The sequence below is a fragment of the Maricaulis sp. genome, assembly GCF_039978735.1.
GTDB lineage: Bacteria > Pseudomonadota > Alphaproteobacteria > Caulobacterales > Maricaulaceae > Maricaulis.
Window position 1 is genome coordinate 82,451 of sequence record NZ_JBDWAS010000015.1, and the last position, 23,427, is coordinate 105,877.

Genomic DNA, 23,427 nt, shown 5'->3' on the forward strand with positions numbered 1-23,427 from the left:
CGCCCGCACCTGTTTATATCCGCGCGCGCGTGTACCTGTTTTATGCACATGCCTGCCCCCTTGATGACCGCACTGAAAGTGTGTGCAACTGGTCGCCCGGTTCTTCTGGTCAAGCCCGTTTCCGGCCGCTAATAACCGGGTGAAGCGTTAACGCGCGGGGAGAATCCATGTTCTACGGCGTCAGCCTCACCGCCATTCTGGTGGCGCTCTGGCTCACCCTTTCGGGGAGCTATACCCTGAGCGGCGACTATCCCATCGTGATGGGATTGGGCGTGATCTCGATCGTGATCGCCGTCGCCCTGACCTTTCGCATGCGGATCGTCGACCGCGAGACCGTGCCGGTCGCTCCGGCGCCGGCCCTGTTCGGCTACTGGTCCTGGCTGGGCCGCGAGATCGTCAATGCCAATCTCGCCGTCACCCGCATGGTGATGAAGCCGGAAATCGACATCGAGCCGCGCCTGGTGCGCGTGCCGGCGCAGCAGCGCTCGGGCCTGGGCCTGTGCGTCTTCGCCAATTCGATCACGCTGACGCCGGGCACGGTGACGGTGGATGTCGAGGATGACGGCTTCCTGGTGCACGCGCTGGATACGTCCTTCACCGATCCGGCCGGCTTTGCCGAAATGGGCGCGCGCTCCGACATCGCCACCGATGGCCGCCGCAAGGAGGTGAAGTGATGGAGTGGGTGAATTTCATCATCGCGCTGGGCGTGGCCGGCGCCATGGCCATCATGCTGGCGCGCCTGTTTGCCGGGCCGACGCTCTATGACCGCGTGCTGGCCGCGAACTCCTTCGGCACCAAGACCGTGCTCTTCCTTTTGGTCTTCTCCGCCATTGCGGGCCGCCAGGACGCGATCGACATCGCGCTTCTCTATGCGCTGATCAATTTCGTCGCGACCATCGCGATCCTGAAATTCTTCCGCTACCGCTCGCTGGAAATCGCCCTGGCGCAGATGTCCCTGCGCAAGGCGCTGGACGGGGAGTACGAGAAATGAGCTGGGCCGAGATCCTGCAATACGCGCTGTTCGCCGGCTCGGTCGCCGCAATGGCCACGGGCCTGGTCTTCGTGCTTGCCGGTGCGACCGGCGTGATGCGCCTGCCCGACTTCTACACCCGCATGCATGCCGCCGGCGTGACCGATACGCTGGGCGCCGAGCTGATCATTCTGGGTCTCATGCTGCAGGCGCATGACTGGCAGACCGTGGCCAAGCTCCTGCTGGTCGGCCTGCTGCTTTTCCTGACCAGCCCGACCGCCACCCATGCCATCGCCAATGCCGCCCACCGGGCCGGGCACAAGCCGCGCCTGTCGCGCTTCCATCCGGCACACCCGGCCGAAGCCGGCAAGGCCAGCGGGGAGGGCCGCTAGATGGATCATTCCGATCTCACCCAGTATCTGGACTATGCGCTGATCGCCATGCTGCTGGCGGTGGGCTTCGCCATTGTCCGCCTGCGCAATCTTTTCGCCGTGGTGATGCTGACCGGCGTCTATTCGCTGCTCTCGGCGGCCTGGTTCGTCTCGCTCGACGCGGTCGACGTGGCCTTCACCGAAGCGGCCGTCGGCGCGGGCATTTCCACCGTGCTGATGCTGGGCGCCATGCTGCTGACCGCCCGCGAGAGCGAGCCGGCCGGCGCCAAGCGCCACTGGGCCGCCCTGGCGGTCGTGGTGGCGGCGGGCGCGGCGCTGTTCTTCGCCATCCCCGACATGCCGGTCTATGGCGATCCCAATTCGCCGGCCAATTCCTATGTCGGCATGGACTACATGACCTCGACCCCGAACGAGATCGCCGTGCCCAATGTGGTCACCGCGGTGCTCGCCTCCTACCGGGGCTATGACACGTTCGGCGAGACCGTCGTGATCTTCACCGCTGCGCTCGGCGTGATGCTGCTGCTGGGCTTCGGTACCGGCCGTCGCGAGGACGACGATGACGCGGCCGCCGGCAAGGCCAAGGTCAAGGCCGGCAAGGCCGGGAAGACGGAGGACAAGGCATGAGCCCGCACCTGATCCTGCGCGTCGTCTCCAAACTCCTGATCCCGATGATCGTGGTGTTCGGTTTCTACGTTCAGTTCCACGGCGATTTCGGCCCGGGCGGCGGCTTCCAGGCCGGCGTCATCATCGCGGTCGCGGTGATCCTCTACGCCCTGATCTTCGGCATGGAAGAGGCCCGCCGGGCCGTGCCGCCGGCCGTGGTGCGCTACGGCGCCGCGCTGGGCGTGCTGATCTATGCCAGTGTCGGCGTGGCCACCCTGTTCATGAACGGGGCCGGCGAACCGCTGAACTTCCTGGACTATGACGCGCTGCATCCCGACCAGGGCCACCATACCGGCCAGCACTACGGCATCCTGCTCGTCGAGCTGGGCGTGCTGACCACGGTCGCCTCGGTGATGCTGGCGATCTTCTACGCCTTCGCCGGCCGCGTGCCGGACATTCCGGACGAGGAGTGGTGAGCATGCTGGAAATCATCCTCGAACGCTTCAACTACATCCCGATCATCATCCTGATGATGACCGGCCTGTATGTGGTGATCGCCACCGGCAATCTGGTGAAACGCCTGGTCGGCCTGTCGCTGTTCCAGACCTCGGTCTTCCTGCTTTACATCACCATGGGCAAGGTGTTCGGCGGCCAGCCGCCGATCATCGCCGGCGATGCGCATGGCGGGGACGCCGGTCATGGCGCCGATGCGGCTGCCGGATATGCGGCCGGACATGGCGCCGAAGCCGCCGCCGGTCACGCAGCCGAAACGGCGCACCACGTCGCCGAAATCGCCTATTCCAACCCGCTTCCGCACGTCCTGATCCTGACCGCGATCGTCGTCGGCGTGGCGACCCTGGCCGTTGGCCTGGCGCTCGTCGTCCGCATTCGCGAGGCCTATGGCACGATCGAGGACGACGCGCTCAATGCGGCCGATTATTCCCTTGAGACCGGGAGTGCCGAATAAATGGACATGCTGGCCTCTCTCCTGCCGGCAGGCATTGCCGTGCATGCGCCTGCGCTGATTGTCGTCATTCCGCTGATCATGGCGGCCGTGGCGGCCCTGATGCCGCGCGGCATCTTCGCCTGGGGTGTCACCCTGGCGACGGCGATCGCCGTGGCGGTGCTGTCGCTCAACATTCTCGGCCAGGTCTCGACCGGCGGGGTGATTTCCTACGCCATGGGCGGCTGGCTGCCGCCGGTCGGCATCGAGCTGCGCGTCGACATGCTCAACGTGCCGCTCCTGCTCCTGGTCGGCATTGTCGGCCTCTTGTGCGTTATCTACGCCCTGCCGTCGGTCGCGGACGAGATCGCGAAGAAGCAGCAAGCGCTGTTCTATTCCGCCTTCCTGGTCTGCTTTGCCGGCCTGCTGGGCGTGACGATCACGGGCGACGCCTTCAACGTCTTCGTCTTCCTGGAAATCTCCTCGATCTCCACCTACACGATCATCGCCATGGGCGCCGGCAAGGACCGCCGCGCCCTGACCGCCAGCTACAATTATCTGGTGCTCGGCACGATCGGCGCGACCTTCTTCGTGATCGGCGTCGGCTTCCTCTACATGGCCACCGGCACGCTCAACATTGCCGACATGGCGGCCGTGCTGGAACAGAACGGCCATGACCGCGTCACCCAGGCCGCCTTCGCCTTCATCGTGGTGGGGCTGGGCCTCAAGGCCGCGATGTTCCCGCTGCATGTCTGGCTGCCCAACGCCTATGCCTTCGCGCCGAACTTCGTCACCGCCTTCCTGGCCTCCACGGCGACCAAGGTCGCCTTCTACGCGCTGATCCGCTTCGTCTTCTCGGTCTTCCACCCGGAAGTGAGCTTCGTTGCGCTGTCCTTCACCTGGCTGTTCGCCGTGGTCGGGGTCATCGCCATGATCGTCGCCTCGGTGCAGGCGGTCTTCCAGACCGATGCCCGGCGCCTTCTGGCCTACTCCTCGGTGGCGCAGGTCGGCTACATGATGCTGGGTCTGGGCATGGGCACCGCGGCCGGCCTGTCGGCCAGCATGCTGCATCTGATGAACCACGCCCTGATGAAGGGCGCGCTGTTCATGGCGCTGGGCGCGTTCGCGCTGAATTTCGGCGTGCGCCGGGTCAAGGATCTCGCCGGTCTCGGCCAGACCATGCCGGCCTCCTCGGCGGCCTTTACCGTCGCCAGCCTGTCGCTGGTCGGTGTGCCGCTGACGGTGGGCTTCACCTCGAAATGGTATCTGGTCACCGCCGCGCTCGAGCGCGGCTGGTGGTGGGCGGTTGCCGCGCTGATGATCTCCTCGCTGCTGGCGCTGGCCTATGTCGCCCGGCTCCTCTCGGCGATCTGGATGGAAACGCCGCCGGCCGGCAAGGCGGGCCTTGCGCCGGCCCGCCGCCTGGCGCCGTGGATGGTGCTCGCCCCGATGAGCCTCCTGGCCTTCGCCAATATCTACTTCTTCTTCCACGCCGCCCCGCTGGTCGGCCTGGCCCGCGCGGCCGCCAATGCCGTGATGGGAGGAAACTGAGCCGATGTGGACGCCTGAACTCTCCCTCGCCCTGGCGCTGGCCATCCCGGCCATCGGCGGTGTCGCCGTGGCGCTGCTGGGCAAGTATCCCAATCTGCGCGAAGGCGCGACGCTGGTCTCCGCCGTCCTGCTGGCGCTGAATGTCGCCTATCTGGTCGAGATCGCGCCGAGCCATCCGGTCCTGGAACTGGCCAATCTGGCGCCGGGCCTGCACCTGGTCTTCCGCCTGGAACCGCTGGGCGCGCTGTTCGCCGCGGTGGCCTCGGGCCTGTGGATCGTCAACTCGCTGTATTCCATCGGCTATATGCGCGGGAATGGCGAGAAGAACCAGACGCGCTTCTATGTCTGTTTCTGCATCGCCATCGGGGCCGCCATGGGCGTGGCCCTGTCCGGCAACCTCTTGACGATGTTCCTGTTCTACGAAGTGCTCACCCTGTCGACCTATCCGCTGGTCACGCACAAGGGTGACGCGAACGCCAAGCGCGGCGGCAAGATCTATCTGTCCATCCTGCTGGGCACCTCGATCGGCCTCTTGCTGCCCGCCGTGATCGCGACGCACTTCCTCGCCGGGTCGACCGATTTCGTCGCCGGCGGCCTCTTGGCCGTGAACGAGGTGACGCCCGCCATCGCCGGTGTGCTCCTGGTGCTGTTCGCCTTCGGGATCGGCAAGGCGGCGCTGATGCCGGTTCACCCCTGGCTGCCCAACGCCATGGTCGCACCGACGCCGGTCTCGGCCCTTTTGCACGCCGTGGCCGTTGTGAAGGCCGGCGTGTTCGCCATGCTGAAAGTGGGCACCTACATCTTCGGTCCCGCCCTGATCGCCGCCACGCCGACCTCGGACGCGCTGGCCTGGATCGCCGGTGTCTCCATCGTGCTGTCCTCTGTCGTCGCAATGACCAAGGACAATCTGAAGGCCCGGCTGGCCTTCTCCACCGTCTCCCAGCTCTCCTATGTCACGCTGGGCGTGATGCTGGCCTCGCCGCTGGCCATGCTGGGCGGGGCGCTGCAGATCGTCATGCACGCCTGGGGCAAGATCACCCTCTTCATGAGCGCGGGCGCCATCTACACCGCCACCAAGAAGACCGAGATCTCGCAGATGGCGGGCCTGGGCCGCTACATGCCCTGGCTGTTCATCGCCTACACAGTCGGCGCGCTGTCCATCATCGGCCTGCCGCCGCTCGGCGGCACCTGGCCCAAACTCTTCCTGATGCAGGGCGCCTGGGAATCGGGTCACGGCCTGCTGATCGTGGCGCTGGTGGCCTCGTCCATCCTCAATGTCGCCTATCTGCTGCCGCTCTCGGCGCGCGGTTTCTTCTCCGCGCCGGAAGAGGCCAAGCTGAAGAAGAAGCCGCCCATGCTGGTCATCCTGCCGCCGGTCATCACGGCTGCGGGCGTGCTGGTGCTCTTCTTCCTGATCGGGCCGCTGCGCGATTATCTCGCGCCGGTCTTCCTGTCCTCGTCCCTTGCTGCGGAGGCCGCCCTGTGAGCGATCAATCCGGCAAACACGATGAACTCGTGCATCCCGCGGCCCGGCCCTTCTTGTGGCTGGACGCGAAATGGCTGAAATCCTCGATGATGTGGATCCTGCTGGTCCTCGCCCTCGGCTTTGCGGCGATCGACCTCTTCCACCATCGCCATGAATACGTGCACCTGGCCGAGACACCGGGCTTTTACGCCCTGTGGGGGTTCGGCTCCTTCGTGCTGGCCGTGATGGTCGGCTGGTTCGTGATCCGCGGCTTCCTGGGCCGTGAGGAAGACTATTGGGACGGGGAGGGCGACCAATGATCGAGGCCCTCTACGACGTCTCTCCGGCCTGGCCGGTCATCATTGCCGGCCTGATCGCGGCCGCCGTGCCGAACCATTATGTGCGTAAGGGGCTGGCCCTGATCGCACCGGTGCTGGCGGGCTTCCTCTGGTTCAACGTGCCCTCCGGCGTTCACACCGGCGGCATTATCGAACTGGGCGGGTTCACGCTGGAAACCTTCCGCTATGACGGCCTGTCCCGCATCTGGGGCCTGATCTTCATCATCGCCGCCTTCATCAATGCGCTCTACAGCCTGCATTCCAAAGACCGCGTCGGCGATGCCTCCGGCCTGATCTATGCCGGTGCCGGTCTCGGTGCCGTCTTTGCCGGCGATCTCCTCTCGCTCTTCTTCTTCTGGGAGCTGACGGCGATTTCCTCGGTCTTCCTGATCTGGGGCTCCAAGACCAACGAAGCCTACAAGGCGGGCCTGCGCTATCTGGCGATCCATGTCCTGTCCGGCGTCATGCTGCTGGCCGGTGCCGTGATCCACTCCGCCGATACCGGCAGCTGGGCGTTTGACGAGAGCCTCTCGGTGAACACGCTGGGCGGTTTCCTGATCTTCCTCGCCTTCGGCATCAAGTGCGCCTTCCCCTTCCTGCACAACTGGCTGCAGGACGCCTATCCCAAGGCGACGGTCACGGGCGCCGTTGTGCTCTCGGCCTTCACCACCAAGCTGGCCGTCTACGCCCTGGCGCGCGGCTATGCCGGGACCGACATGCTGATCTGGATCGGCGCGATCATGACCGCCTTCCCGGTCTTCTTCGCCGTGGTCGAGAACGACCTCAGGAAGGTGCTGTCCTACTCGCTGAACAACCAGCTCGGCTTCATGGTGGTCGGCATCGGTGTCGGCACCGAGCTCGCCATCAATGGCGCCGCGGCCCACGCCTTCGTGCACATCATCTACAAGGCGCTCTTGTTCATGAGCATGGGCGCCGTGCTCTACCGCGTCGGCACCGTGAAGGCGTCCGAACTGGGCGGTCTGTTCAAGACCATGCCGGCGACCGCGATCTTCTGCATCATCGGTGCGGCCTCGATCTCGGCCTTCCCGCTCTTCTCCGGCTTTGTCGCCAAGGCGATGACGCTGGCGGCGGTGGCGCACGAGGGGCACTATATCGTCTGGTTCATCCTGCTGTTCGCCTCGGCCGGCGTGCTGGAGCACTCGGGCATCAAGATCCCGTACTTCGCCTTCTTCGCCCACGACAAGGGCCACCGCGTCCGCGAGGCGCCGGTCAACATGCTGATGGCGATGGGGATTGCCGCGCTGATGTGCGTCTATCTGGGCTGGCCGGACATGTTCGGCATCCCGGGCGGTTATCGCGCGCTCTACAATCTCACGCCCTTCCCGGAGGTGGCGAACGAATATCCCATGTGGACTTTCGACCACGTCGTCGGACAGATGCAGCTCCTGCTCGCCGCGCTCTTCGCCTTCGCCTTCCTGGTGCGGATGAAGTGGTATCCGGACGAGAAGCGCTCGATCAATCTGGACTTCGACTGGGTCTATCGCCGGGCCCTCGACGGCACGGCCCGCTGGGGTCACGCCATGTTCGGCCGGCTGTGGGCGTCGATCGGCAATGTCCTGGCTGCGGCACGCACCCGGATGGGTGGCCGGCTGTTCCAGGCATTCAGTCCTATGGGCGCAATCAGCCGGGATATCCCCTCTGGCATGCTGGCGATCTGGACCAGTGCGCTTTTGGCCATCGTCCTGATCATCGCCTATATCGCCCCTTAGGTTCCAAGGGGTTAGAACAAAAACGAGGGCGTCACACGCAAGGGTGGCGCCCTCTTTCTTTGCAACGCTAATAGGAATATTATCCCCACCGGGCGTAGTCCACCTAGCCTTTCACTCACGCCGCGGCCGCCTTTCGAGGCCGCGCGAGACCGGGAGTGCAGGATGGAACGAGCGATGGAAAGACTGGCCGACGATGTGGCCCGGGCCCGCCTGGCGCAGAGCGCCGCGGCCTATGCTTTCGGGGTGCCGCAGCAGGATCTCGAGGCGCCGACGCGGCATTCGAGGGAGGCCGCGCTGGCGCGGCAGGTGGCGATGTATCTCGCCCATGTCGCCTTCGAACTGCCGCTGACCCGCGTCGCCCAGGCCTTCGGCCGCGACCGTTCCACTGCCGCCCATGCCTGCCACCGTATCGAGGACCGGCGCGACGATCGCGATTTCGACGCCTGGATGGATGCGCTGGAGGAAAGCCTGCGCGGTACACCGCGCATCCTGGTGCAGTCCGGCGGGGAGGAGCGGGCATGAGCGCGCCGCGCTGGATGCGGGCGCTGTCGCGCCGCGGTGCCGTCCTGCTGCCGCATGCCGGTTCGCACGCCGTCTTCGCCGGCCCCGATCGCCGCCGCCGCCCGCTCGCCCGTCTCACACCCGCCCAGATGCGCGAGGCCGAGACCAAGGGCTGGCTCGCCCGCTCCGGCGACGGCTACACGCTCTCGGCGGCCGGTCATGTCGCACTATGTGGCAGCAATGGGTCACCCATGGTGCAGCAATCTCACCTCATTGAGCGTCCTGTGATGCACGAAAGCGGGCGTATCGAGACGGTCATGGCCAATGCGCTGGAAGGCCCGCTGGGCAAGTGGAGCGGCCTTCTGGGCCCCGCCGAACACAATGCCGCGGAACGCTTCCTGGCCGATTATCACCGTTCCAGCCTGACCCAGCGCACCACCCGCAACTGGTCCCCCACAGCCCCGCGCCGCGGCGAGGGACAGCGCCGGGGACCGGAAGACGCCACGCTGGGCGCCATCGCCGCAAAGGACCGTGTTTTCAAGGCGCTGGATATGCTGGGACCGCAACTCTCGAAAGTCGTCGAGGCCGCACTGATCCGCGAGGAGAGCCTGGCCGCCATGGAGCGCCGTTTCGGCTGGGGCCAGCGGTCGGGCGGCACGGCCGTGAAACTCGCCCTGGGGCGGCTGGCGGAAATCTATGGCTCGGGGTGAGGGTGTGCCCGTGTGGACGTCAGGCCCCCGCCGCCCCGCGAATGCGGCCGATCATCGAGGTCAGGCCGTTGGAGCGTTGCGGGGAGAGGTGTTCGGACAGGCCGATCCGCTTGAGCACCTCACGCGCATCGACCGACAGGATGTCCGCCGGTGTACGGCCGGAATAGACCCGCAGCAGCAGGGCGGCGAGGCCCCGCACGATATGGGCGTCGCTGTCGGCGCGGAAGGTGAGGGTGTTTTCGCCCGGTTCGGTGACCAGCCAGACCTGGCTGACGCACCCTTTCACCTTGTTGGTGTCGGTGCGCTCGCTCTCCGGCATGTCGGGCAGGGCCTTGCCCATGTCGATGAGATACTTGTACCGCTCCTCCCAGTCGCCCAGGAGGTCGAACTCGTCGACGATATCTTCGATCTCGGAATGGATGTCGCTGTGTGCCGTCATGTCAGGGCCGACGTAGTGCGGCCGTGGCGGCAAGGCAAGCATCCGGTGCGGTATTGGACAGCATTCCCGTGGTGGGGGAAGCGTCAGGAATTGCGTTCGGCCTCGTGCTCGACAAGCGCAGCTTCGATCCGGGTGGCGGCCATGTCGGTCAGGAAACCGCCAAGCCGTGCGGCTTCGCGGCCGGCATCGCACAGGGCGGCATTATCCTCACACCAGGCATTGACGGGTTCACCGGCATCGATCCGGGTTTCAGCCAGGTTTTGCGGCAGGTCGAAGGCCTCTCCCGCGAAATCGCGGGGGACAAACACGCTGACGACCGCAAGCCAGAGGGCTGCGCGCAGCAAGAACATCATGATCGACCTCCTTCTTATTGGCACCCGAAAGGCGAGAACCTTCCCAGTGCAGGATTGAGGCTAGTCGAAGAGGCGAAGTATAGCGAGCGAATCCGCCGTTAACCAAAAATGTCGTGCAAATATGGATCAGCGTTTTTTTGTAAAATTTGCCCGCAATTTTATCTTGTCCCTGATCGAGACACTTTTTGTTAACACGTCGCCATTCGAGCCGCTCAAATGCGGTCTATTCGGACGTATCCGCGGTATCGAGACAGCGGCTGACATCGAGCAGGGCATGCTCGGCGATGCAGAAACTGTCCTCATACTTGAAATGGCCGGCGGCAACGCATTGCTGCAGGTCCAGCCGGACCCAGGCGAGGCAACGCTCGACCATCGGGTCGCTGAGCAGGCTGTCGATCGCGGCATCGGTATCGGCACCGGTGTCCTGCAGCGATTGCAGGGCGGCGACCGAGAGAATGCGGCCGACACGGGAGCGGTCGGGGTCCGGAACCGCTTCGCCGACGGTCAGCGAAAGCTGCGGCGTCAGCGCGTCATCCACCGGCGTGGCCACATCAAGCGGCGTCACGCGCTCGAACAGGGCCGAGGCCGGGACTGCAGCGCCAAGGCTGCTGCCGGCCGACAGGCGCAGCGTGTCCGGAAGCGTCAGCGGGCTTTCGGTCAGCTCGGAGATCGCCGCCAGGCGGTCGGCCCGGTCGCGATAGACCCGGTTGGCCCAGCGCTCGGACTGCAGGGAGTAGGCGGCCGAGCGGTAGCGCTCGGAGACTTCGCGGATCTCGGCATTGTCGCGCCCGACGGCATCGATCACCGAATCCTGGGCGTCACCGGCCGCGGAGAAACTGGTTGCGAAGGCGGGATCGTTCATCAGGCCGGACATGGCGGCATTGGGCCCGTAATAGTCGGCCAGCTCGCGGACCTGGTCGATATAGTCCGGGTGATGCGCGGCGATGATCGAGGCATAGGCGATCCAGGCGGGCGCCAGCCTGTCTTCGCCGTAGAAAGCGGAGAGCCGGTCCATCGCCATATCGAGATCGTCGCCCGATCCGATCGGCGCTTCCCGCAGATCGGCAACCACGCCGTGATAGGCGGCATACTGACCGGCAGAGCGGCGAACCATGCCTTCGGTCTGGGGCGGCGCAATGTCGAGCTGGAGCTGCGGGGCGGGGGCGCTGCTGGCGGCCGTTTCCGGCGCCGGCTCTGCCGTGTCCTGCGCGACAGACATCGTGAGGACGAGCGCCGTGAGCGAACTGACAAACATTCAAAGACTCCTGACACGTCCCGCAAGCATATTGCCTTGTCCCGCGAACAGCGCCAAGTGTCCATGCGTGATGAATTATTCGAAGACCGGTTTGTTCAGAAAAGTAAATGAACCGATCTTAAGATTCAGCATTTGTTAACGATAAAGGCGAAGATTCCCGCGTGTAGGAATCACGTGGCAGTCCGCACCGGTTGAGAGATGGACCCGAAGAGCGACGATATCACGGCCTGGATCGCCCGCCGCGGTGGCGTGATTGTCAATCTGGTATGGATTGGCACGCTGGCGGCTGCCGCGCCGCAGGTCTGGCCTCTGCTGGGCGGTGCCGAATGGATGCGCGCCCTCGGTCTGACGGCGCTCGCCCTGCCGGCGATTGCCGGTCTCATCCTGCTGCCGCGTCTCATTCACCCGTTCGAACGCTTTCTCCTGGCGATGATCTGGACGGCCTTTGCCGCCGGGATCGCCGTCACCGGTGGCGGTGTCACCGGCATCGGTGCGCTCGCCTTCCTGCTGGCGCCGGCTGTCGCCGCGGCCAGCGGCCTCCGTGACGGCGTCGTCAAGGCGGCGTCCCTGTCCGGGCTGGCGGCACTGGTCGTCGCCGGACTTCAGATCACGGGATTCATTGCGCCGGCGCCGATGGCCGTCGAACTGCACCTGCCCTTCGTTCTGGGCTGCGCCCTGATGCTGGCGACCGGCTTCGGCCTGGGCGCCCTGCGCGCGGTCCGCGAAGCGGATGCGGTGCGGGCCGAAGCCGAACGGGGCCGCGTGCGCTCGAAGGCTTTCGATCATGCTCCGGCAGCCATTATCGCCTGCGATGGCGATGGCAACATCCTCGCCGCATCGGACGCGCTGCGCGAGATGTCGCCGGGCCTGCCGCGCGAGCTGGCCGGTCTGCCGCTGTGCGATCTGGGCTTTGACGATGAAAGCCGCGCCGATCTGGCTGCGCGCGCCCGCAAGGCCGCGCTCGCGCCGTCGACCGGGCATCTCGTCCTGCGTGGGCCGAGCGGTCACGAAGCCGATGTCCGCTTCCAGACCCGGCCGCTGCCGGGCGGCGGTTCCGTTGCGCTGTTCGCCGAGGATCAGGGGCCCGCGCTGCAAGCCCGCCTCCGCGAAGCCGAACGCGCCCGCGAAGAGGCGGAAGAGGAAGCGCGCGCCAAGTCCCAATTCCTGGCGTCCGTCAGCCATGAACTGCGCACGCCGCTGAACGCCATCATCGGCTTCTCCGACGTCATGAAGGCGCGGCTCTTCGGGCCGATGCCGGCGCGCTATGCGGAATATGCCGATCTGATCCATGAAAGCGGCCAGCACCTGATGGAGCTGATCGGCGATGTGCTCGACATGTCGAAGATCGAGGCCGAGCGCTATGAGCTGGTCCGCGAGCGGTTCGATATCGACGAGATCGTCGGCCTGGTCGCCAAGATGATGCGCCTGCAGGCCGAAGAGGCCGGCATCACCCTGTCGGTGAAGCGCAATGATGTGGCCGTGCCGGTCATGGGCGACCGCAAGGCCTTGCGCCAGATCCTGCTGAACCTGCTGTCGAATGCAGTGAAGTTTACGCCGGAAGGCGGGGCGATTGTCGTGATGGCCCGGCCGTCCGGCGGCCAGCTCGTCCTGGCGGTGGGCGATAGCGGGGTCGGGATCGATCCGGAAGAGGCCGAGCGTCTGGGCCAGCCCTATCAGCAGGCTGCCAATGCCCGCGACATCGAAAAGCGCGGCACCGGGCTGGGGCTTTCGCTGGTACGCGCCCTGGCCGAACTGCATGGCGGTCACATGTCGATCGCCTCGCGCAAGGGTGTCGGTACGACTGTGACGGTGACCCTGCCGATCCTCGCCGACAAGCGCGGTGATGTGGAAACCTGGCCGGCCGGTACAGTGGCCGGGCTGGATGTGCGTCAGCAGATCGAGCGCGCCCAGGCCGCATCGCAGGACATCACGGCCGCGCCATCGACCGGGCGTACCGGCACGGAATCCTGACGCCGGAGCATTTTCAGCAAAAGTGGGCACCGGTTTTTGCGGTTCGAAAATGCGACCGCTCAAAAGCCGGAGCCATTTCATCGACCTCAATTGCGATGAAAATGCTCTCTAGCTCCGCGGAACCGACAGATTGCCCGAGCGCACGAAAGCGCGGGCAGCACCGAAATCGCCGATCTCGAAATAATAGTGACCGACCGTATCGCCATGCCCGTCGATCAGCTCGATACGGGCTGTCTCGCGCGGGTCTCGGGCGATGATGGCGTCGACGGCGCTTTCGGGGAAGTGGAAGACCAGACCGGTCCCATCGGCGCTCAGGGCTGCCTGTTCGGCGGCATTGCCGCGGCCGCTGGCCCAGACCAGCGCGCGGGCATAGTCCGGCGGTGTCCAGTCTGCCCATTCCGCGCCGTCCGGCGCGGGGAAGTGTCCGTCCAGCGTCGGGTCGTACAGGTCCGGCTCCCGGCGCATGTCGCGCAGCACGAGAACAGCGGAGACCGCGCCCGGGGTTGCGGGCATGGCGGCGGAAAAGCGGATGCGCTGATCGGTCCGGCTCAGACCGACACGCAGCGTTCCGGTGTCCTGAAGCGCCGCCCAGCCGGGTTGCCCGGCGATGAATGAGCGGGTTGCGGTCCAGCCGAAATCCAGACCGTCGAACTGCATGTCGCGCAGCCGCTGCCAGCCGATGAAGGCGTCCGCCACGCGGTAACGCAGCTCGGCGACTTCCGGCCAGCTGCAGTCCGTCGCGCCGGCCTGGGCCTCGATCTCGTCGGCGTAATCGTCAAGGGCGTGGACCGAGATACCGTCGCGCAGCAGTGTTCCGCGGGCTTGCAGCCGGGCGGCATTCAGCGCGTCGCGTTGCTCGGCGGTAAACAGGCCGCAGCGCGTGTCGAGATCCAGCGCCAGCTGGCGCTCGCCGAAGATAAGGCCTGTCGCCTCATTGGCGACGGCCGGTCCGCTGGCGACCGTGAGTGCGGCGGCCAATCCGGCGGCTGCGATCCGGCTTCTGGTTGAAAAGCGCATGTTTCGTCCCGTTCCCTACAGGTCCGGGTTTAGCAGAGACGCTTTTATGCCGCGTGAAGAAGAAGGGTTAATGCCTGGCTAAGGCATTGAGTAAAATGAAATCCTCGTCTCACGCACTGGCCTTGCGGCGGCGCATGGCACCGCGCAGCAGCAGGAGAAGCGCCGCGCCGAACAGCAGGAAGGCGGCATCGCGGGTGTGATCCACGGCCAGCTCCTGCACGCGCTCGAACAGGGTCGGAGGCTGGACGGTGAAGTCGAGCGGGGTCACACCGCGCGCGCTCCACACCGCCGCCCGGCCTTCCAGCGCCGACCAGAGATTGGAGCGGGCCAGCTGGCGGCCGGCGCTCTCGAAGGAGGCGATATCCGGTGCCGTCAGCGTGCCGATCCAGCGGCCGGCATTGCGGCGGTCCTGGAAGAGCGAGGCGACACCGACACCCAGTTCCGCCCCTTCACGGGTCGTGGCCGTTTCGCCGTCGCCTTCATCGGCATAGGCGGCTGCAGCCAGGCGCATCAGGCCACGCTGGCCGCGCGAGCGTTCGGCGGCACGCAGGGCGGCGCGCAGCTCGTCCGGCGCATTGTGGTCGATGACTTCGAACTGGGTCGAGTTGGGGCCGACGAGCAGAAGATTGTGATTGGCGGGAGCCTCTTCCTCCGCATCGCCATACCAGGCATAGAGCCAAGCTTCGCCGCCGATCAGGGCCGCACGGGCAAGCACGGACAGGGCGCCATAGCGGTCGCTGTCGAAGCGGGTGGAGAACTGCACGGCGGTGCGGGCACCCTGGTCGGCGCTGAATGGCAGGCCCGAGGCCGCGAAAGTGCGCAGGTCGGCTGTCTCGGTAAGGGACGCATCGACCTCGATGGAGGGGCGGCCGAGGCGGTCTGCCCGGATGGCGTCGGCGGCGAGGAAGGTCGCGCCATGTCCGGCAAAGGAGCGCGCGCCCATCAGACGGGCTGCAGCGGTCGCTTCGTCGATATTGCGTCCGGTCACGACAAGGCGCGGCTGGCCGTCATTATAGAAGGCGATTTCCGGGCCCTGGCTGGTTTCCGAACGCAGGGCGGCCCGGTCGGTCTCGTCCAGGCGGGCAATCTCGGCGATGCGCACAACCAGATCGGCATTGGCGGTGTCGCCGGAGAACAGCGGTACTTCCCCGGCGCGCAGGGCGAGGCCCTGGGCGACCAGGCTTTCCAGCGTGATCCGCTCGCGGCCGGCTTCGGTGTCCAGTGCGATGCGGCGCGGCGCCGCGAAGTCGGATCCCAGCGCCTGTTCAAGCTCGCCCAGCGTCGACAGCGGTGCGACGGGCTCCAGCGTCAGGCGCAGGCGCGAGCGGCGCGCATCGACGATCCAGCCCGTGGCGGCGTTCTCGGTTGCATAGCTGATGGTCAGGGTGTTCTCGCCCGGGCGGAAATCGGCGGAGAAGAGCGCGAAACGGGCTTCCATCGCGCGGGCCTGCGGGCGGATGACAATCGGGTCGCCGCCATTGACGCTGACCTGGATGCGGCCATCCGTGCCGTCGCTGGCCGGCCGTGCCGCCAGGCGCAGCCAGGCTTCCGAACTCACGACGTGCGGCGGCAGGGTGAAATGGATATCGGCCGCCGGCTGGGAGGTGGAGAGAACGAAGGCGTCGCCGCGTCCGTCGAGATCGGCGAGGGCACGCTCCTCGGTGTTCACCCGTTCGGCGGCAAGCTGTTCGGCCGGCGCAGCCTCCTGTATCGAGGACGCCTGAACACCGGACACGCACACGGACCATGCGAAAATGGCCGCCGACACAACACGAACAAACATGGAATACTCCCTCACCCGTTTAACAGATTATTAAGCAATTGAGCGGCCATCAACGAAAATGAGCGAACTGAAGACGAAATTCTGGGTCGACGCCCTTGTCAGACGGGCTGATACGGGTCTGGCGTCCGCCTATGTGATTCGCCGGGGAGACGAAGATGCGGGCGCCGTGCTCGTAAAAGTGGTGCTCGCACGCGACCTGGCACAGCTCTATGTCCCGGCACGGGACGGTGAGGGGGAACGGATCTGGACGGTGTTCCGCCCGGTTCCGGCGGGGGAAGCCGATATCGATGCCTATTGCCGGCGGCGCATCGAGGATGATCCGGACATCTGGCTGGTCGAGATCGAGGACCGGGGCGGGCGCCACTTCCTGACCGAACCGGTGGAATCCGCGGCGCGGTAGAAAAGCTTTAACGCCATCGCGCGAAAATGGGTGACGCCGAAAAACTCATTTCGTAGCGAGACGGACGATGTTGTTCCTCTTCAACGATGTCGTGTTCGACCTGGGTGATTTGAAGTCGGTGCTGAATGACGGCGCGATGCCGCTCACGCCAACCCAGATCGAGACACTTACCGCCGGCCAGCTCAATGCGCTGGTCCGGGAGGCTGTGTTTGCCGATCCGAATGTCGCTCGAAACAAGCCTGAACATATCCGGCATCTGTGCGCACTGATCTGCTATGTCGCGCCCGGAGCAAACGGGTTGTTGGCCGTGCGCCCCGACGGGGCGACGAGCTGGCACGCCGTGGGACTGCGTTATGCGAACGTCCCGATCACGACGCTGGCCTATCTCTGGCGGGAGCAGGCTGACGGGCACCTGACAGCCGCCAAGGCAAACAGTGCGGTCTGGATGGCAGGCAGTGAACCCTTGCCTCAGGCCACGGGAACGGGGTAACCCCCGGCTTGCATTGTCTTGCGAGCCCTATAGATGACTTCCAATTCGACAGACGCGCCGGAATGGGCGCGCCGCCGGTCCTTCGCCATCATCTCACACCCGGACGCCGGTAAGACCACGCTGACGGAGACCCTGCTGCTCTCGGCCGGTGCGATCCGCCTGGCCGGACAGGTGCGGGCGCGCGGCGAGAACCGCCGGACCCAGTCGGACTGGATGAAGATCGAACAGGAACGCGGCATCTCGGTCTCGGCGTCGGTGATGACGTTCGAACACCGCGGTCTCCTGTTCAACCTGCTCGATACGCCGGGCCACGAGGACTTCTCCGAGGACACCTATCGCACGCTGACCGCCGCCGACAGTGCCATCATGGTGCTCGACGCTGCCAAGGGTGTGGAGCCGCGCACGCTGAAACTGGTCGAGGTCTGCCGCCTGCGCGACATCCCGATCGTCACCTTCATCAACAAGATGGACCGCGAGGCGCTGGATCCGGTCGACCTCTTGGAAGACATCCAGGACAAGCTGGCGCTGGATGCCACGCCGATGCAGTGGCCGTCCGGATCGGGCAAGCGCTTCAAGGGCGTGCTCGACATCGCGACCAATGATCTGCTGCGTTTCCAGAAGCCGGGCGAGGACCGCGATCCGCACGAGCCGGCCGAACGCGTTGCCCTGGATGGCAATTCGATCAGCGAAGTGCTGAGCGCGGAGGAGGCCGACGAGTTGCGCGAGGGCGCAGAGGTCGCCAAGGAACTTTGCCCGCCCTTCAACCGTCAGAGCTTCCTGGAAGGCCATCTCACACCGGTCTTCTTCGGCTCGGCGCTGCGCGGCTTCGGCGTGCGTGAGCTGCTCGAGGGACTGGCCGACATCATCCCGGGACCGGCGCCTGTCACGGCGTCGTCGAATGGCAATCCGGTCGAGATCGAACCGGGTGGCAAGGAGGTCGCGGGCTTTGTCTTCAAGGTCCAGGCGAACATGGACCCCAATCACCGCGACCGGGTGGCGTTCGTGCGTCTGTGTTCGGGCAGGTTCAAACGCGGCATGAAGCTGAAGACCGAGGCTGGCAAACAGCTCACCGTGTCTTCGCCCATCCTGTTCTTCGCCCAGGATCGCGAGATCGCCGACGAGGCCTTCGCCGGCGATGTGATGGGCGTGCCCAATCACGGTACGCTACGCGTCGGCGACAGCCTGTCGGAAAGCGGCAAGCTGCGCTTCACCGGCATTCCCAACTTCGCACCGGAAATCCTGCGCCGGGCCCGCCTGGCCGATCCGCTGAAGGCGAAACACCTCAAGAAGGCCCTGGAAAGCCTCGCCGAGGAGGGTGTCACCCAGCTCTTCCGGCCGACGCTGGGCGGCGACTTCATCGTCGGGGCCGTCGGGGCGCTGCAGATCGACGTGATGCGTGAACGTGTTGCGGCGGAATACGGGCTGGAGGTCGATTTCGAGGCGGCGCCCTACGAGACCGCGCGCTGGATCGAGGGCGATCGCGACAAGATCGAGGCTTTCGCCGACCGGCACAAATCGGCGATGGCCGTGGATATCAATGGCGATCCGGTCTTCCTGGCCAAGAGCGCCTGGGAAGTCTCCTATTCGGAAGAAAAATTCCCCGACGTGTCCTTCCACCGGGCCAAGGAGCGTTCCGCATGAGTACGACTGCCGCCGACAGCATTCCCGAACAGCTCCAGGAGTTCTGGGGCATAGTCGTGAACGTCTGGGAGACGTCCTTTCTGGGCATCAGCGTCGGCCAGGGCCTGCTGGCCATCCTGGTGGTCCTGATCGGCATCGGCATTCGCGGCCTGATCGCGAAATGGCTGCTGGCCGCGTTGCAGCGCCTGGCCAAGCGGTCGGAGACCGAGTTCGACGATGCGGTCGTCGAGGCGCTCGCCGGGCCGATGAAGCTGGTCCCGGTGATTATCGCGCTCTTCTTCGCCATCAATATCGTCCAGCTGGGTGGCGACGGGGCGCTGCGCGGACATCAATTCGTCCAGTCGCTGGTCGTCATCGCCCTGTTCTGGGCGCTGCACAACGCTGTCGGCCCGTTCGCCTTTGCCCTGCAGGGCCTGCGCAATGCGCTGACGCCGGTCATGGTGGACTGGCTGACCAAGGCGCTGCGGATCGTCTTCATCGTGGTGGGGGCGGCGGCCGTCCTGCAGGTCTGGGATATCCCGGTTGCCGGCATCGTCGCGGGTCTGGGCCTGTTCGGCGTCGCCATCGGCCTGGGCGCCCAGGACCTGTTCAAGAACCTGATTGCGGGCATCCTGATCCTCACCGAAAAACGCTTCCTGCCGGGCGACTGGGTGAAGGTGGACGGCGTGGTCGAGGGCACGGTGGAGGAGATCAATTTCCGCTCCACCCTGGTGCGCCGTTTCGACAAGGGGCCGGTCTACGTGCCGAACTCGAAACTGTCGGACAATGCGGTGACCAACTTTTCCCGCATGACCCACCGCCGCATCAAATGGGCGATCGGCGTGCGCTACGATACGACGTCCGAGCAATTGCGCGAGATCCGCGACAAGGTGCTCGCTTACGTCTCCGACAATCCGGAATTTGCCGATCCGCCGGAGGTCGCGACCTTCATGCGCGTCGACGCTTTCGGGCCGTCCTCGATCGACTTCCTGCTCTACTGCTTCACCAAGACCACCAATTGGGGCGAGTGGTTGCGGCTGAAGGAAGAGCTGGCTTTCTTCGTCAAGCAGACGGTGGAAGAGGCCGGTACGGAGTTCGCCTTCCCCTCGACCTCGGTCTATCTGGAAAGCGGCGCGGAAGTGTTCGAGCCGCCGCAGGACGACGCGGCCGGCGCAGTGGCCGCCGGCAAGGCCTGATAAGGCTCAGGCGGCCATGTTCTTGCGCATGCGCCAGAAGCGCATGGCGCGGGCGGCGTCGTCGGCGGTGATCGCGTCGTAGAGCTGGCCCAGTTCGCGGGCATCCCGGAAAGCATCCTCGCCCGCGGCGTGGCGCAGTACGGCGAGGGTCACGAAGAGCGCCTTGTCGAAGCCGGCAGACTTGCAGATCAGCGCCAGCGGGTCGATCGATTCCTGCTGGATCGCGCGCCGGGCGGCGACATAATCGACCCCGGTCATTTCGGCGAAGGCGGCATAGAATTTCGAGTATTCGCGTTCGCGCAGAAGCCGCGCGAGCAGATTGCCGGTCAGCTGTTTGCGCAGCGCCATGGTCTGTACGAATTTCTGCGCAGCCGCGATGTCGCGATCCTCGGCCATGCGCTGGGCCAGCCGCGCCTTCGAGGCGTTCATGGCATGCTCGAGCACGGCCGGGTCGACCGCGTCGAACCGTTCCATGATCCGCTCGCGCAGGCTGTTGCCGACGGTCAGCATCAGGTCGGCCAGGAGATCGTTCGGCGTGTCGCCGCGCTCGACCAGCGGGCCCTGCAGGACCGGCGAGCTTTCGGCGCGTTCGGTGACGGTCTCGAAGGTCTCGCGCGACAGGCGGGCGCCGTCATTGCGGATCAGCTGGGCGACGGTCTCGTCATCGCCGCGGCGGACGATTGTGTCGGACAGGCGCTCGCAAACCTCTTCGCGGCGCGACATGGCCTTGAGGTGGCCCTGTTCGGCGGTTTCGGCGATGGAGAGCAGGTCGTCGTCGGTGAGCACTCTGGAGCGGGCCAGCATCGGGGCCGCCACCTCGATCGCATCCTGCGCCAGTTGCAGCACCAGCCCGCGCGGGGCCTGGGGCGCATCGGCGAAGCGCTGCGACAGTTCCTCACGCGCATCCTGGGCGGTCTGTTCGGCCAGCGAGGACAGCAATTCGTCGAATTTGTGCGAGGTGGCGCTGCCGCTGTCCGGCGTCTCCTCGAAGAAGAGATCCGTGACTTCACGCAGCAGGGTCCGCCGGCGCTCCGAGGACTTCTCCTTGGCCAGTTCGACCAGATTGTTCAGCTTGCTGACGACGGCCATTGCCCACTCCCACCGATCAGGGCTTGCAGGTTGCCCCACGCGGGTAAACAAAGCGTCAGCCGGGGCATGCAAATTGTCGGATATAGTGTGTTTTTTATTTGCGTGAGCACAGGGTCCGCCGGTCCGCAGGCGGGCGCCGCGCGATATCGCCTAGTCATGCTCACCGTGCTGCATCGACTGCAGGGCGTTCAGCTCGCGCGGGCTCGGCGGCCGTTCCGCCGCGGCCTCGATCCGTTGAACCAGACCGGCCGACAGCCCGGTCACCCGGCCGGGCGACCGGAACGGGGTCGGCGCGGCAGAGAGCAGGGCGCATTGCGTGTCCGGGCCGTCCAGCCCGGCGATCGTCCAGACCCAGGACCGACAGTTTCCGTCGCGACTGCACAATGCCGCGCAGCTGGCGGGCGTGCCGTCATCCATGGCGATGGAGGCATAGACCGCGCCGCGGCGCGACCAGCCGTCCATGACGTCGTCGGCGTTCGCCGGGCCGGACGCGAGGACAAGCGCGAGCAGGATGGTGGCACGCATCACTGGATGCCGGCCTGGCGAATGGCTTCGGCCGGCCCGGGCCGGCCACGGGCCGGCGTGAAGTCATAGGTCTTGCCGAGAGCCGACGGGATGGAACCGGCCGGCATGGGGGCACCGATCAGATAGCCCTGGATGTGGCGGGCGCCCATGGTCCGCAGGATGTGCATCTGCGCTTCGGTCTCCACCCCTTCCACAACGCACCCCAGGCCCAGCGTGCGGGACAGGGAAAGCAGGGTGCGCACGATCTTGAAGGAAGCCGTGTCCTCCAGAATGTTGCGCACGAAGGAATGGTCGATCTTCAGCTTGCTGACCGGCAGGAGCTGCAGGTATTGCAGCGAGGAATAGCCGATCCCGAAATCGTCCAGCGACACACGGTGTCCGGCCTCGCTGATCTGGTCGATCGCCCGGCGCGCCTGATTGAAGTCGCTCATCATCGCGGTTTCGGTGATCTCGAACTCGATGCGCGATGGTTCGATGCCGCTGCCGCGCACAGTGGCGAGCGCACTCTCGACCGCATGGGGTGACATCAGGTCATGGGTCGACAGGTTGAAGGCCAGGGTGATCTCGTCCGGCCAGCTGGCCATCGCGGCGAGGGCCTTGCCGAGCAGAACCTGGGTCAGCGGCCGGATCAGGCCGGCCCGTTCGGCGGCAGGAATGAAGATGTCCGGCGTGACGGCGCCCAGTTCCGGCGAGTTCCAGCGGGCCAGCGCCTCGAAGCCGATGATGCGTCCTTTCACGAGGTCGAACTGTGGCTGGAAATGCAGCTGGAACTCGCTGTCATAGTCACAGCGGCGCAGCGCCTTGTCGACCTGGCTGGAGTTCGCCATCTCCTGTTCCAGCGCCGCGTTGAACAGTACCGCCTTGCCCTGCAGGGCCCGTTTGGCGAAGTAGAGCGCATGGTCGGCACGCTCCATAAGGTCGTGCGCACTCAGTTCCGGATCGTCGCAGATCAGGAGGCCGACAGAGCCGGATCCTTTGCAGGTGTACTGGCCCAGGCGATAGGGCTCGGACAGCTTTGCCTCGATGCGTTGCCCCAGTGTCAGCGCGGCTTCAGCCGTCTTCGGATTTGCCGCGGTCAGGAGTGCGAACTCGTCGCCGCCCAGACGCGCTGGCAGGGCGTGATGGCCGACGATGTCGGTCAGACGCCTGGCCACGGTCTGCAGCATTTCGTCGCCGGCCGCATGCCCGTAGGTGTCGTTGACCGGCTTGAACCCGTCCAGGTCGACGAGGCCGAGCAGGAAGGGCTCACCGTGCGTGCGCAGGCGCTCGACCCGTTCATTGAGCGCCAGGAAGAAGCTGCGCCGGTTGGGCAGGCCTGTCAGGGCATCGCATTCGGCCAGGTGACGCGCCTCGCGCGCCAGCTCCTCGGCGATCTCGCGGTCGTGGATCGCATCCAGCCGCGCCTTGACCGAGCGCAGAACGGCGGTGCGGATGATCGCGGCGATCGAAACGCCGGCGGCGATGCCCGATACGCCGACCCAGGCATAGTCCGTCAGCGCGGCCGGCATGTTCTGCCAGACCAGCCACATCAGATTGGCGAAGGAGATCAGTACGGCCAGCGCGATGGTGCGGCGGCGCGGCAGGATGGCAGCGCAGATCGGCATCATCAGTACGGCATAGGCCAGGTTCTCGGCCTCGAAGTGCAGGTTCTGCTGCAGGTTCGAACTGAACAGCATCGCCAGGCACAGGGTCGCGCCGCAAATCTCCAGCTGAAAGGCCGAGCGGGGCTGTCGCAGATATTGCCGGACCAGTTGCGCAAGGATCGTAGCGATGCCGACCGATGTCAGCATGATCCCCAGATGGGCCTCGCCCGGAAAGAACGCCCGGCTGACAAGGTCGAACAGGAAATAGCACAATACAGCCGTGGCCGCTCCGCGCAGGATCGGCTGGTAGGCGATGGTGATCTCGTCACGCCGCACAGGCGGATCGGAGTCCTCGCTGCCGCTCTCCGGCGCTTGCTGATTGTGCACTTCGGGCCGCATGGGCTGGTCCGCTCCTCGTTCAACGGCCTTATGCAATATGCGTCGTTAAATCGCGGATAAGTTGTCGTTTAAAATTTGAACGGTTTGCGATTTTTTCGCCGATG

Annotated in this window: 25 protein-coding genes; 17 read left to right on the forward strand and 8 right to left on the reverse strand. The window is 65.7% G+C overall.

Annotation, left to right across the window (positions count from 1 at the left end):
- The first annotated feature begins 167 nt into the window (after positions 1–167).
- From ABJO18_RS05115 to ABJO18_RS05170, 12 genes are all read left to right on the forward strand, one after another.
- Complete coding sequence (locus tag ABJO18_RS05115) at positions 168–674, forward strand: Na+/H+ antiporter subunit E (RefSeq protein WP_348507843.1); 507 nt, start codon at positions 168–170, stop codon at positions 672–674.
- Positions 674–991, forward strand: coding sequence for a monovalent cation/H+ antiporter complex subunit F (locus ABJO18_RS05120; RefSeq protein WP_348507842.1), 318 nt, complete (start codon positions 674–676; stop codon positions 989–991). Before ABJO18_RS05115 ends, ABJO18_RS05120 begins: the two co-directional genes overlap by 1 nt.
- Positions 988–1,362 carry a monovalent cation/H(+) antiporter subunit G gene (mnhG, locus tag ABJO18_RS05125; protein WP_348507841.1) on the forward strand — a complete coding sequence of 125 codons (375 nt, stop codon included), beginning with the start codon at positions 988–990 and terminating at the stop codon, positions 1,360–1,362. The genes ABJO18_RS05120 and mnhG overlap by 4 nt, the downstream gene beginning before the upstream one ends.
- Complete coding sequence (locus ABJO18_RS05130) at positions 1,363–1,986, forward strand: DUF4040 domain-containing protein (RefSeq protein WP_348515757.1); 624 nt, start codon at positions 1,363–1,365, stop codon at positions 1,984–1,986.
- Positions 1,983–2,441 (forward strand): Na(+)/H(+) antiporter subunit B, encoded by a 459-nt coding sequence (locus tag ABJO18_RS05135; protein ID WP_348506826.1) that lies wholly within the window; start codon positions 1,983–1,985, stop codon positions 2,439–2,441. Before ABJO18_RS05130 ends, ABJO18_RS05135 begins: the two co-directional genes overlap by 4 nt.
- 2 nt (positions 2,442–2,443) lie before the next feature.
- Positions 2,444–2,932 carry a cation:proton antiporter subunit C gene (locus ABJO18_RS05140; RefSeq protein ID WP_348506827.1) on the forward strand — a complete coding sequence of 163 codons (489 nt, stop codon included), beginning with the start codon at positions 2,444–2,446 and terminating at the stop codon, positions 2,930–2,932.
- On the forward strand, positions 2,933–4,459 hold the full coding sequence (locus tag ABJO18_RS05145; RefSeq protein WP_348506828.1) for a monovalent cation/H+ antiporter subunit D family protein: 1,527 nt from the start codon (positions 2,933–2,935) through the stop codon (positions 4,457–4,459).
- Between the two features lie 4 nt (positions 4,460–4,463).
- On the forward strand, positions 4,464–5,945 hold the full coding sequence (locus ABJO18_RS05150) for a proton-conducting transporter membrane subunit (protein ID WP_348515758.1): 1,482 nt from the start codon (positions 4,464–4,466) through the stop codon (positions 5,943–5,945).
- On the forward strand, positions 5,942–6,244 hold the full coding sequence (locus ABJO18_RS05155; protein WP_348507662.1) for a hypothetical protein: 303 nt from the start codon (positions 5,942–5,944) through the stop codon (positions 6,242–6,244). The genes ABJO18_RS05150 and ABJO18_RS05155 overlap by 4 nt, the downstream gene beginning before the upstream one ends.
- Positions 6,241–7,992 carry a Na(+)/H(+) antiporter subunit D gene (locus tag ABJO18_RS05160; protein WP_348515759.1) on the forward strand — a complete coding sequence of 584 codons (1,752 nt, stop codon included), beginning with the start codon at positions 6,241–6,243 and terminating at the stop codon, positions 7,990–7,992. The genes ABJO18_RS05155 and ABJO18_RS05160 overlap by 4 nt, the downstream gene beginning before the upstream one ends.
- 162 nt (positions 7,993–8,154) lie before the next feature.
- Complete coding sequence (locus tag ABJO18_RS05165) at positions 8,155–8,514, forward strand: helix-turn-helix domain-containing protein (RefSeq protein WP_348507664.1); 360 nt, start codon at positions 8,155–8,157, stop codon at positions 8,512–8,514.
- A complete protein-coding gene (locus tag ABJO18_RS05170; protein ID WP_348507665.1) occupies positions 8,511–9,203 on the forward strand; it encodes a DUF6456 domain-containing protein in 693 nt (230 codons plus the stop codon). The genes ABJO18_RS05165 and ABJO18_RS05170 overlap by 4 nt, the downstream gene beginning before the upstream one ends.
- Before the next feature lie 19 nt (positions 9,204–9,222).
- Here the strand turns inward: ABJO18_RS05170 and ABJO18_RS05175 are convergent, their stop codons facing one another.
- The 3 genes from ABJO18_RS05175 to ABJO18_RS05185 form a co-directional block, all read right to left on the reverse strand.
- Positions 9,223–9,642, reverse strand: a complete 420-nt coding sequence (locus ABJO18_RS05175) for a SufE family protein (protein ID WP_348507666.1) — start codon at positions 9,640–9,642, stop codon at positions 9,223–9,225.
- Between the two features lie 83 nt (positions 9,643–9,725).
- Positions 9,726–9,995 (reverse strand): hypothetical protein, encoded by a 270-nt coding sequence (locus ABJO18_RS05180; protein ID WP_348507667.1) that lies wholly within the window; start codon positions 9,993–9,995, stop codon positions 9,726–9,728.
- Between the two features lie 223 nt (positions 9,996–10,218).
- Positions 10,219–11,250, reverse strand: a complete 1,032-nt coding sequence (locus ABJO18_RS05185) for a hypothetical protein (RefSeq protein WP_348507668.1) — start codon at positions 11,248–11,250, stop codon at positions 10,219–10,221.
- Positions 11,251–11,448: 198 nt separating this feature from the next.
- Here ABJO18_RS05185 and ABJO18_RS05190 point away from each other — a divergent pair, with 198 nt between their 5' ends.
- Positions 11,449–13,221: a HAMP domain-containing sensor histidine kinase gene (locus ABJO18_RS05190; RefSeq protein WP_348507669.1), complete on the forward strand. Its 1,773-nt coding sequence runs from the start codon at positions 11,449–11,451 to the stop codon at positions 13,219–13,221.
- A 108-nt stretch (positions 13,222–13,329) separates the two neighbouring features.
- Here ABJO18_RS05190 and ABJO18_RS05195 read toward each other — a convergent pair whose 3' ends face one another.
- Together ABJO18_RS05195 and ABJO18_RS05200 are read right to left on the reverse strand one after the other, a co-directional pair.
- Positions 13,330–14,238, reverse strand: coding sequence for a hypothetical protein (locus ABJO18_RS05195; protein ID WP_348507670.1), 909 nt, complete (start codon positions 14,236–14,238; stop codon positions 13,330–13,332).
- A gap of 109 nt (positions 14,239–14,347) precedes the next feature.
- On the reverse strand, positions 14,348–16,021 hold the full coding sequence (locus tag ABJO18_RS05200) for a hypothetical protein (protein WP_348507671.1): 1,674 nt from the start codon (positions 16,019–16,021) through the stop codon (positions 14,348–14,350).
- Positions 16,022–16,079: 58 nt separating this feature from the next.
- Between ABJO18_RS05200 and ABJO18_RS05205 the strand changes: the two genes are divergently transcribed.
- The 4 genes from ABJO18_RS05205 (at position 16,080) to ABJO18_RS05220 (ending at position 19,727) form a co-directional block, all read left to right on the forward strand.
- Positions 16,080–16,421: a DUF1491 family protein gene (locus tag ABJO18_RS05205; protein ID WP_348507672.1), complete on the forward strand. Its 342-nt coding sequence runs from the start codon at positions 16,080–16,082 to the stop codon at positions 16,419–16,421.
- Between the two features lie 67 nt (positions 16,422–16,488).
- Positions 16,489–16,911, forward strand: coding sequence for a hypothetical protein (locus ABJO18_RS05210; RefSeq protein WP_348507673.1), 423 nt, complete (start codon positions 16,489–16,491; stop codon positions 16,909–16,911).
- Between the two features lie 33 nt (positions 16,912–16,944).
- A complete protein-coding gene (locus ABJO18_RS05215; RefSeq protein WP_348507674.1) occupies positions 16,945–18,552 on the forward strand; it encodes a peptide chain release factor 3 in 1,608 nt (535 codons plus the stop codon).
- Complete coding sequence (locus tag ABJO18_RS05220) at positions 18,549–19,727, forward strand: mechanosensitive ion channel family protein (protein WP_348507675.1); 1,179 nt, start codon at positions 18,549–18,551, stop codon at positions 19,725–19,727. Before ABJO18_RS05215 ends, ABJO18_RS05220 begins: the two co-directional genes overlap by 4 nt.
- A gap of 6 nt (positions 19,728–19,733) precedes the next feature.
- Here ABJO18_RS05220 and ABJO18_RS05225 read toward each other — a convergent pair whose 3' ends face one another.
- The 3 genes from ABJO18_RS05225 to ABJO18_RS05235 form a co-directional block, all read right to left on the reverse strand.
- Positions 19,734–20,816 (reverse strand): DUF2336 domain-containing protein, encoded by a 1,083-nt coding sequence (locus ABJO18_RS05225; RefSeq protein ID WP_348507676.1) that lies wholly within the window; start codon positions 20,814–20,816, stop codon positions 19,734–19,736.
- A gap of 150 nt (positions 20,817–20,966) precedes the next feature.
- A complete protein-coding gene (locus tag ABJO18_RS05230; RefSeq protein WP_348507677.1) occupies positions 20,967–21,341 on the reverse strand; it encodes a PAN domain-containing protein in 375 nt (124 codons plus the stop codon).
- Positions 21,341–23,323 (reverse strand): EAL domain-containing protein, encoded by a 1,983-nt coding sequence (locus ABJO18_RS05235; RefSeq protein WP_348507678.1) that lies wholly within the window; start codon positions 23,321–23,323, stop codon positions 21,341–21,343. Before ABJO18_RS05235 ends, ABJO18_RS05230 begins: the two co-directional genes overlap by 1 nt.
- Between the last annotated feature and the right edge of the window lie 104 nt (positions 23,324–23,427).

What these genes read in the sequence shown, in the direction of transcription:
- ABJO18_RS05115 (WP_348507843.1), top strand. Translation starts at nt 168, where the DNA reads ATGTTCTACGGCGTCAGCCTCACCGCCATTCTGGTGGCGCTCTGGCTC.
- ABJO18_RS05120 (WP_348507842.1), top strand. Translation starts at nt 674, where the DNA reads ATGGAGTGGGTGAATTTCATCATCGCGCTGGGCGTGGCCGGCGCCATG.
- mnhG (WP_348507841.1), top strand. Translation starts at nt 988, where the DNA reads ATGAGCTGGGCCGAGATCCTGCAATACGCGCTGTTCGCCGGCTCGGTC.
- ABJO18_RS05130 (WP_348515757.1), top strand. Translation starts at nt 1,363, where the DNA reads ATGGATCATTCCGATCTCACCCAGTATCTGGACTATGCGCTGATCGCC.
- ABJO18_RS05135 (WP_348506826.1), top strand. Translation starts at nt 1,983, where the DNA reads ATGAGCCCGCACCTGATCCTGCGCGTCGTCTCCAAACTCCTGATCCCG.
- ABJO18_RS05140 (WP_348506827.1), top strand. Translation starts at nt 2,444, where the DNA reads ATGCTGGAAATCATCCTCGAACGCTTCAACTACATCCCGATCATCATC.
- ABJO18_RS05145 (WP_348506828.1), top strand. Translation starts at nt 2,933, where the DNA reads ATGGACATGCTGGCCTCTCTCCTGCCGGCAGGCATTGCCGTGCATGCG.
- ABJO18_RS05150 (WP_348515758.1), top strand. Translation starts at nt 4,464, where the DNA reads ATGTGGACGCCTGAACTCTCCCTCGCCCTGGCGCTGGCCATCCCGGCC.
- ABJO18_RS05160 (WP_348515759.1), top strand. Translation starts at nt 6,241, where the DNA reads ATGATCGAGGCCCTCTACGACGTCTCTCCGGCCTGGCCGGTCATCATT.
- ABJO18_RS05165 (WP_348507664.1), top strand. Translation starts at nt 8,155, where the DNA reads ATGGAACGAGCGATGGAAAGACTGGCCGACGATGTGGCCCGGGCCCGC.
- ABJO18_RS05170 (WP_348507665.1), top strand. Translation starts at nt 8,511, where the DNA reads ATGAGCGCGCCGCGCTGGATGCGGGCGCTGTCGCGCCGCGGTGCCGTC.
- ABJO18_RS05175 (WP_348507666.1), bottom strand. Translation starts at nt 9,642, where the DNA reads ATGACGGCACACAGCGACATCCATTCCGAGATCGAAGATATCGTCGAC.
- ABJO18_RS05180 (WP_348507667.1), bottom strand. Translation starts at nt 9,995, where the DNA reads ATGATGTTCTTGCTGCGCGCAGCCCTCTGGCTTGCGGTCGTCAGCGTG.
- ABJO18_RS05185 (WP_348507668.1), bottom strand. Translation starts at nt 11,250, where the DNA reads ATGTTTGTCAGTTCGCTCACGGCGCTCGTCCTCACGATGTCTGTCGCG.
- ABJO18_RS05190 (WP_348507669.1), top strand. Translation starts at nt 11,449, where the DNA reads ATGGACCCGAAGAGCGACGATATCACGGCCTGGATCGCCCGCCGCGGT.
- ABJO18_RS05195 (WP_348507670.1), bottom strand. Translation starts at nt 14,238, where the DNA reads ATGCGCTTTTCAACCAGAAGCCGGATCGCAGCCGCCGGATTGGCCGCC.
- ABJO18_RS05200 (WP_348507671.1), bottom strand. Translation starts at nt 16,021, where the DNA reads ATGTTTGTTCGTGTTGTGTCGGCGGCCATTTTCGCATGGTCCGTGTGC.
- ABJO18_RS05205 (WP_348507672.1), top strand. Translation starts at nt 16,080, where the DNA reads ATGAGCGAACTGAAGACGAAATTCTGGGTCGACGCCCTTGTCAGACGG.
- ABJO18_RS05210 (WP_348507673.1), top strand. Translation starts at nt 16,489, where the DNA reads ATGTTGTTCCTCTTCAACGATGTCGTGTTCGACCTGGGTGATTTGAAG.
- ABJO18_RS05215 (WP_348507674.1), top strand. Translation starts at nt 16,945, where the DNA reads ATGACTTCCAATTCGACAGACGCGCCGGAATGGGCGCGCCGCCGGTCC.
- ABJO18_RS05220 (WP_348507675.1), top strand. Translation starts at nt 18,549, where the DNA reads ATGAGTACGACTGCCGCCGACAGCATTCCCGAACAGCTCCAGGAGTTC.
- ABJO18_RS05225 (WP_348507676.1), bottom strand. Translation starts at nt 20,816, where the DNA reads ATGGCCGTCGTCAGCAAGCTGAACAATCTGGTCGAACTGGCCAAGGAG.
- ABJO18_RS05230 (WP_348507677.1), bottom strand. Translation starts at nt 21,341, where the DNA reads ATGCGTGCCACCATCCTGCTCGCGCTTGTCCTCGCGTCCGGCCCGGCG.
- ABJO18_RS05235 (WP_348507678.1), bottom strand. Translation starts at nt 23,323, where the DNA reads ATGCGGCCCGAAGTGCACAATCAGCAAGCGCCGGAGAGCGGCAGCGAG.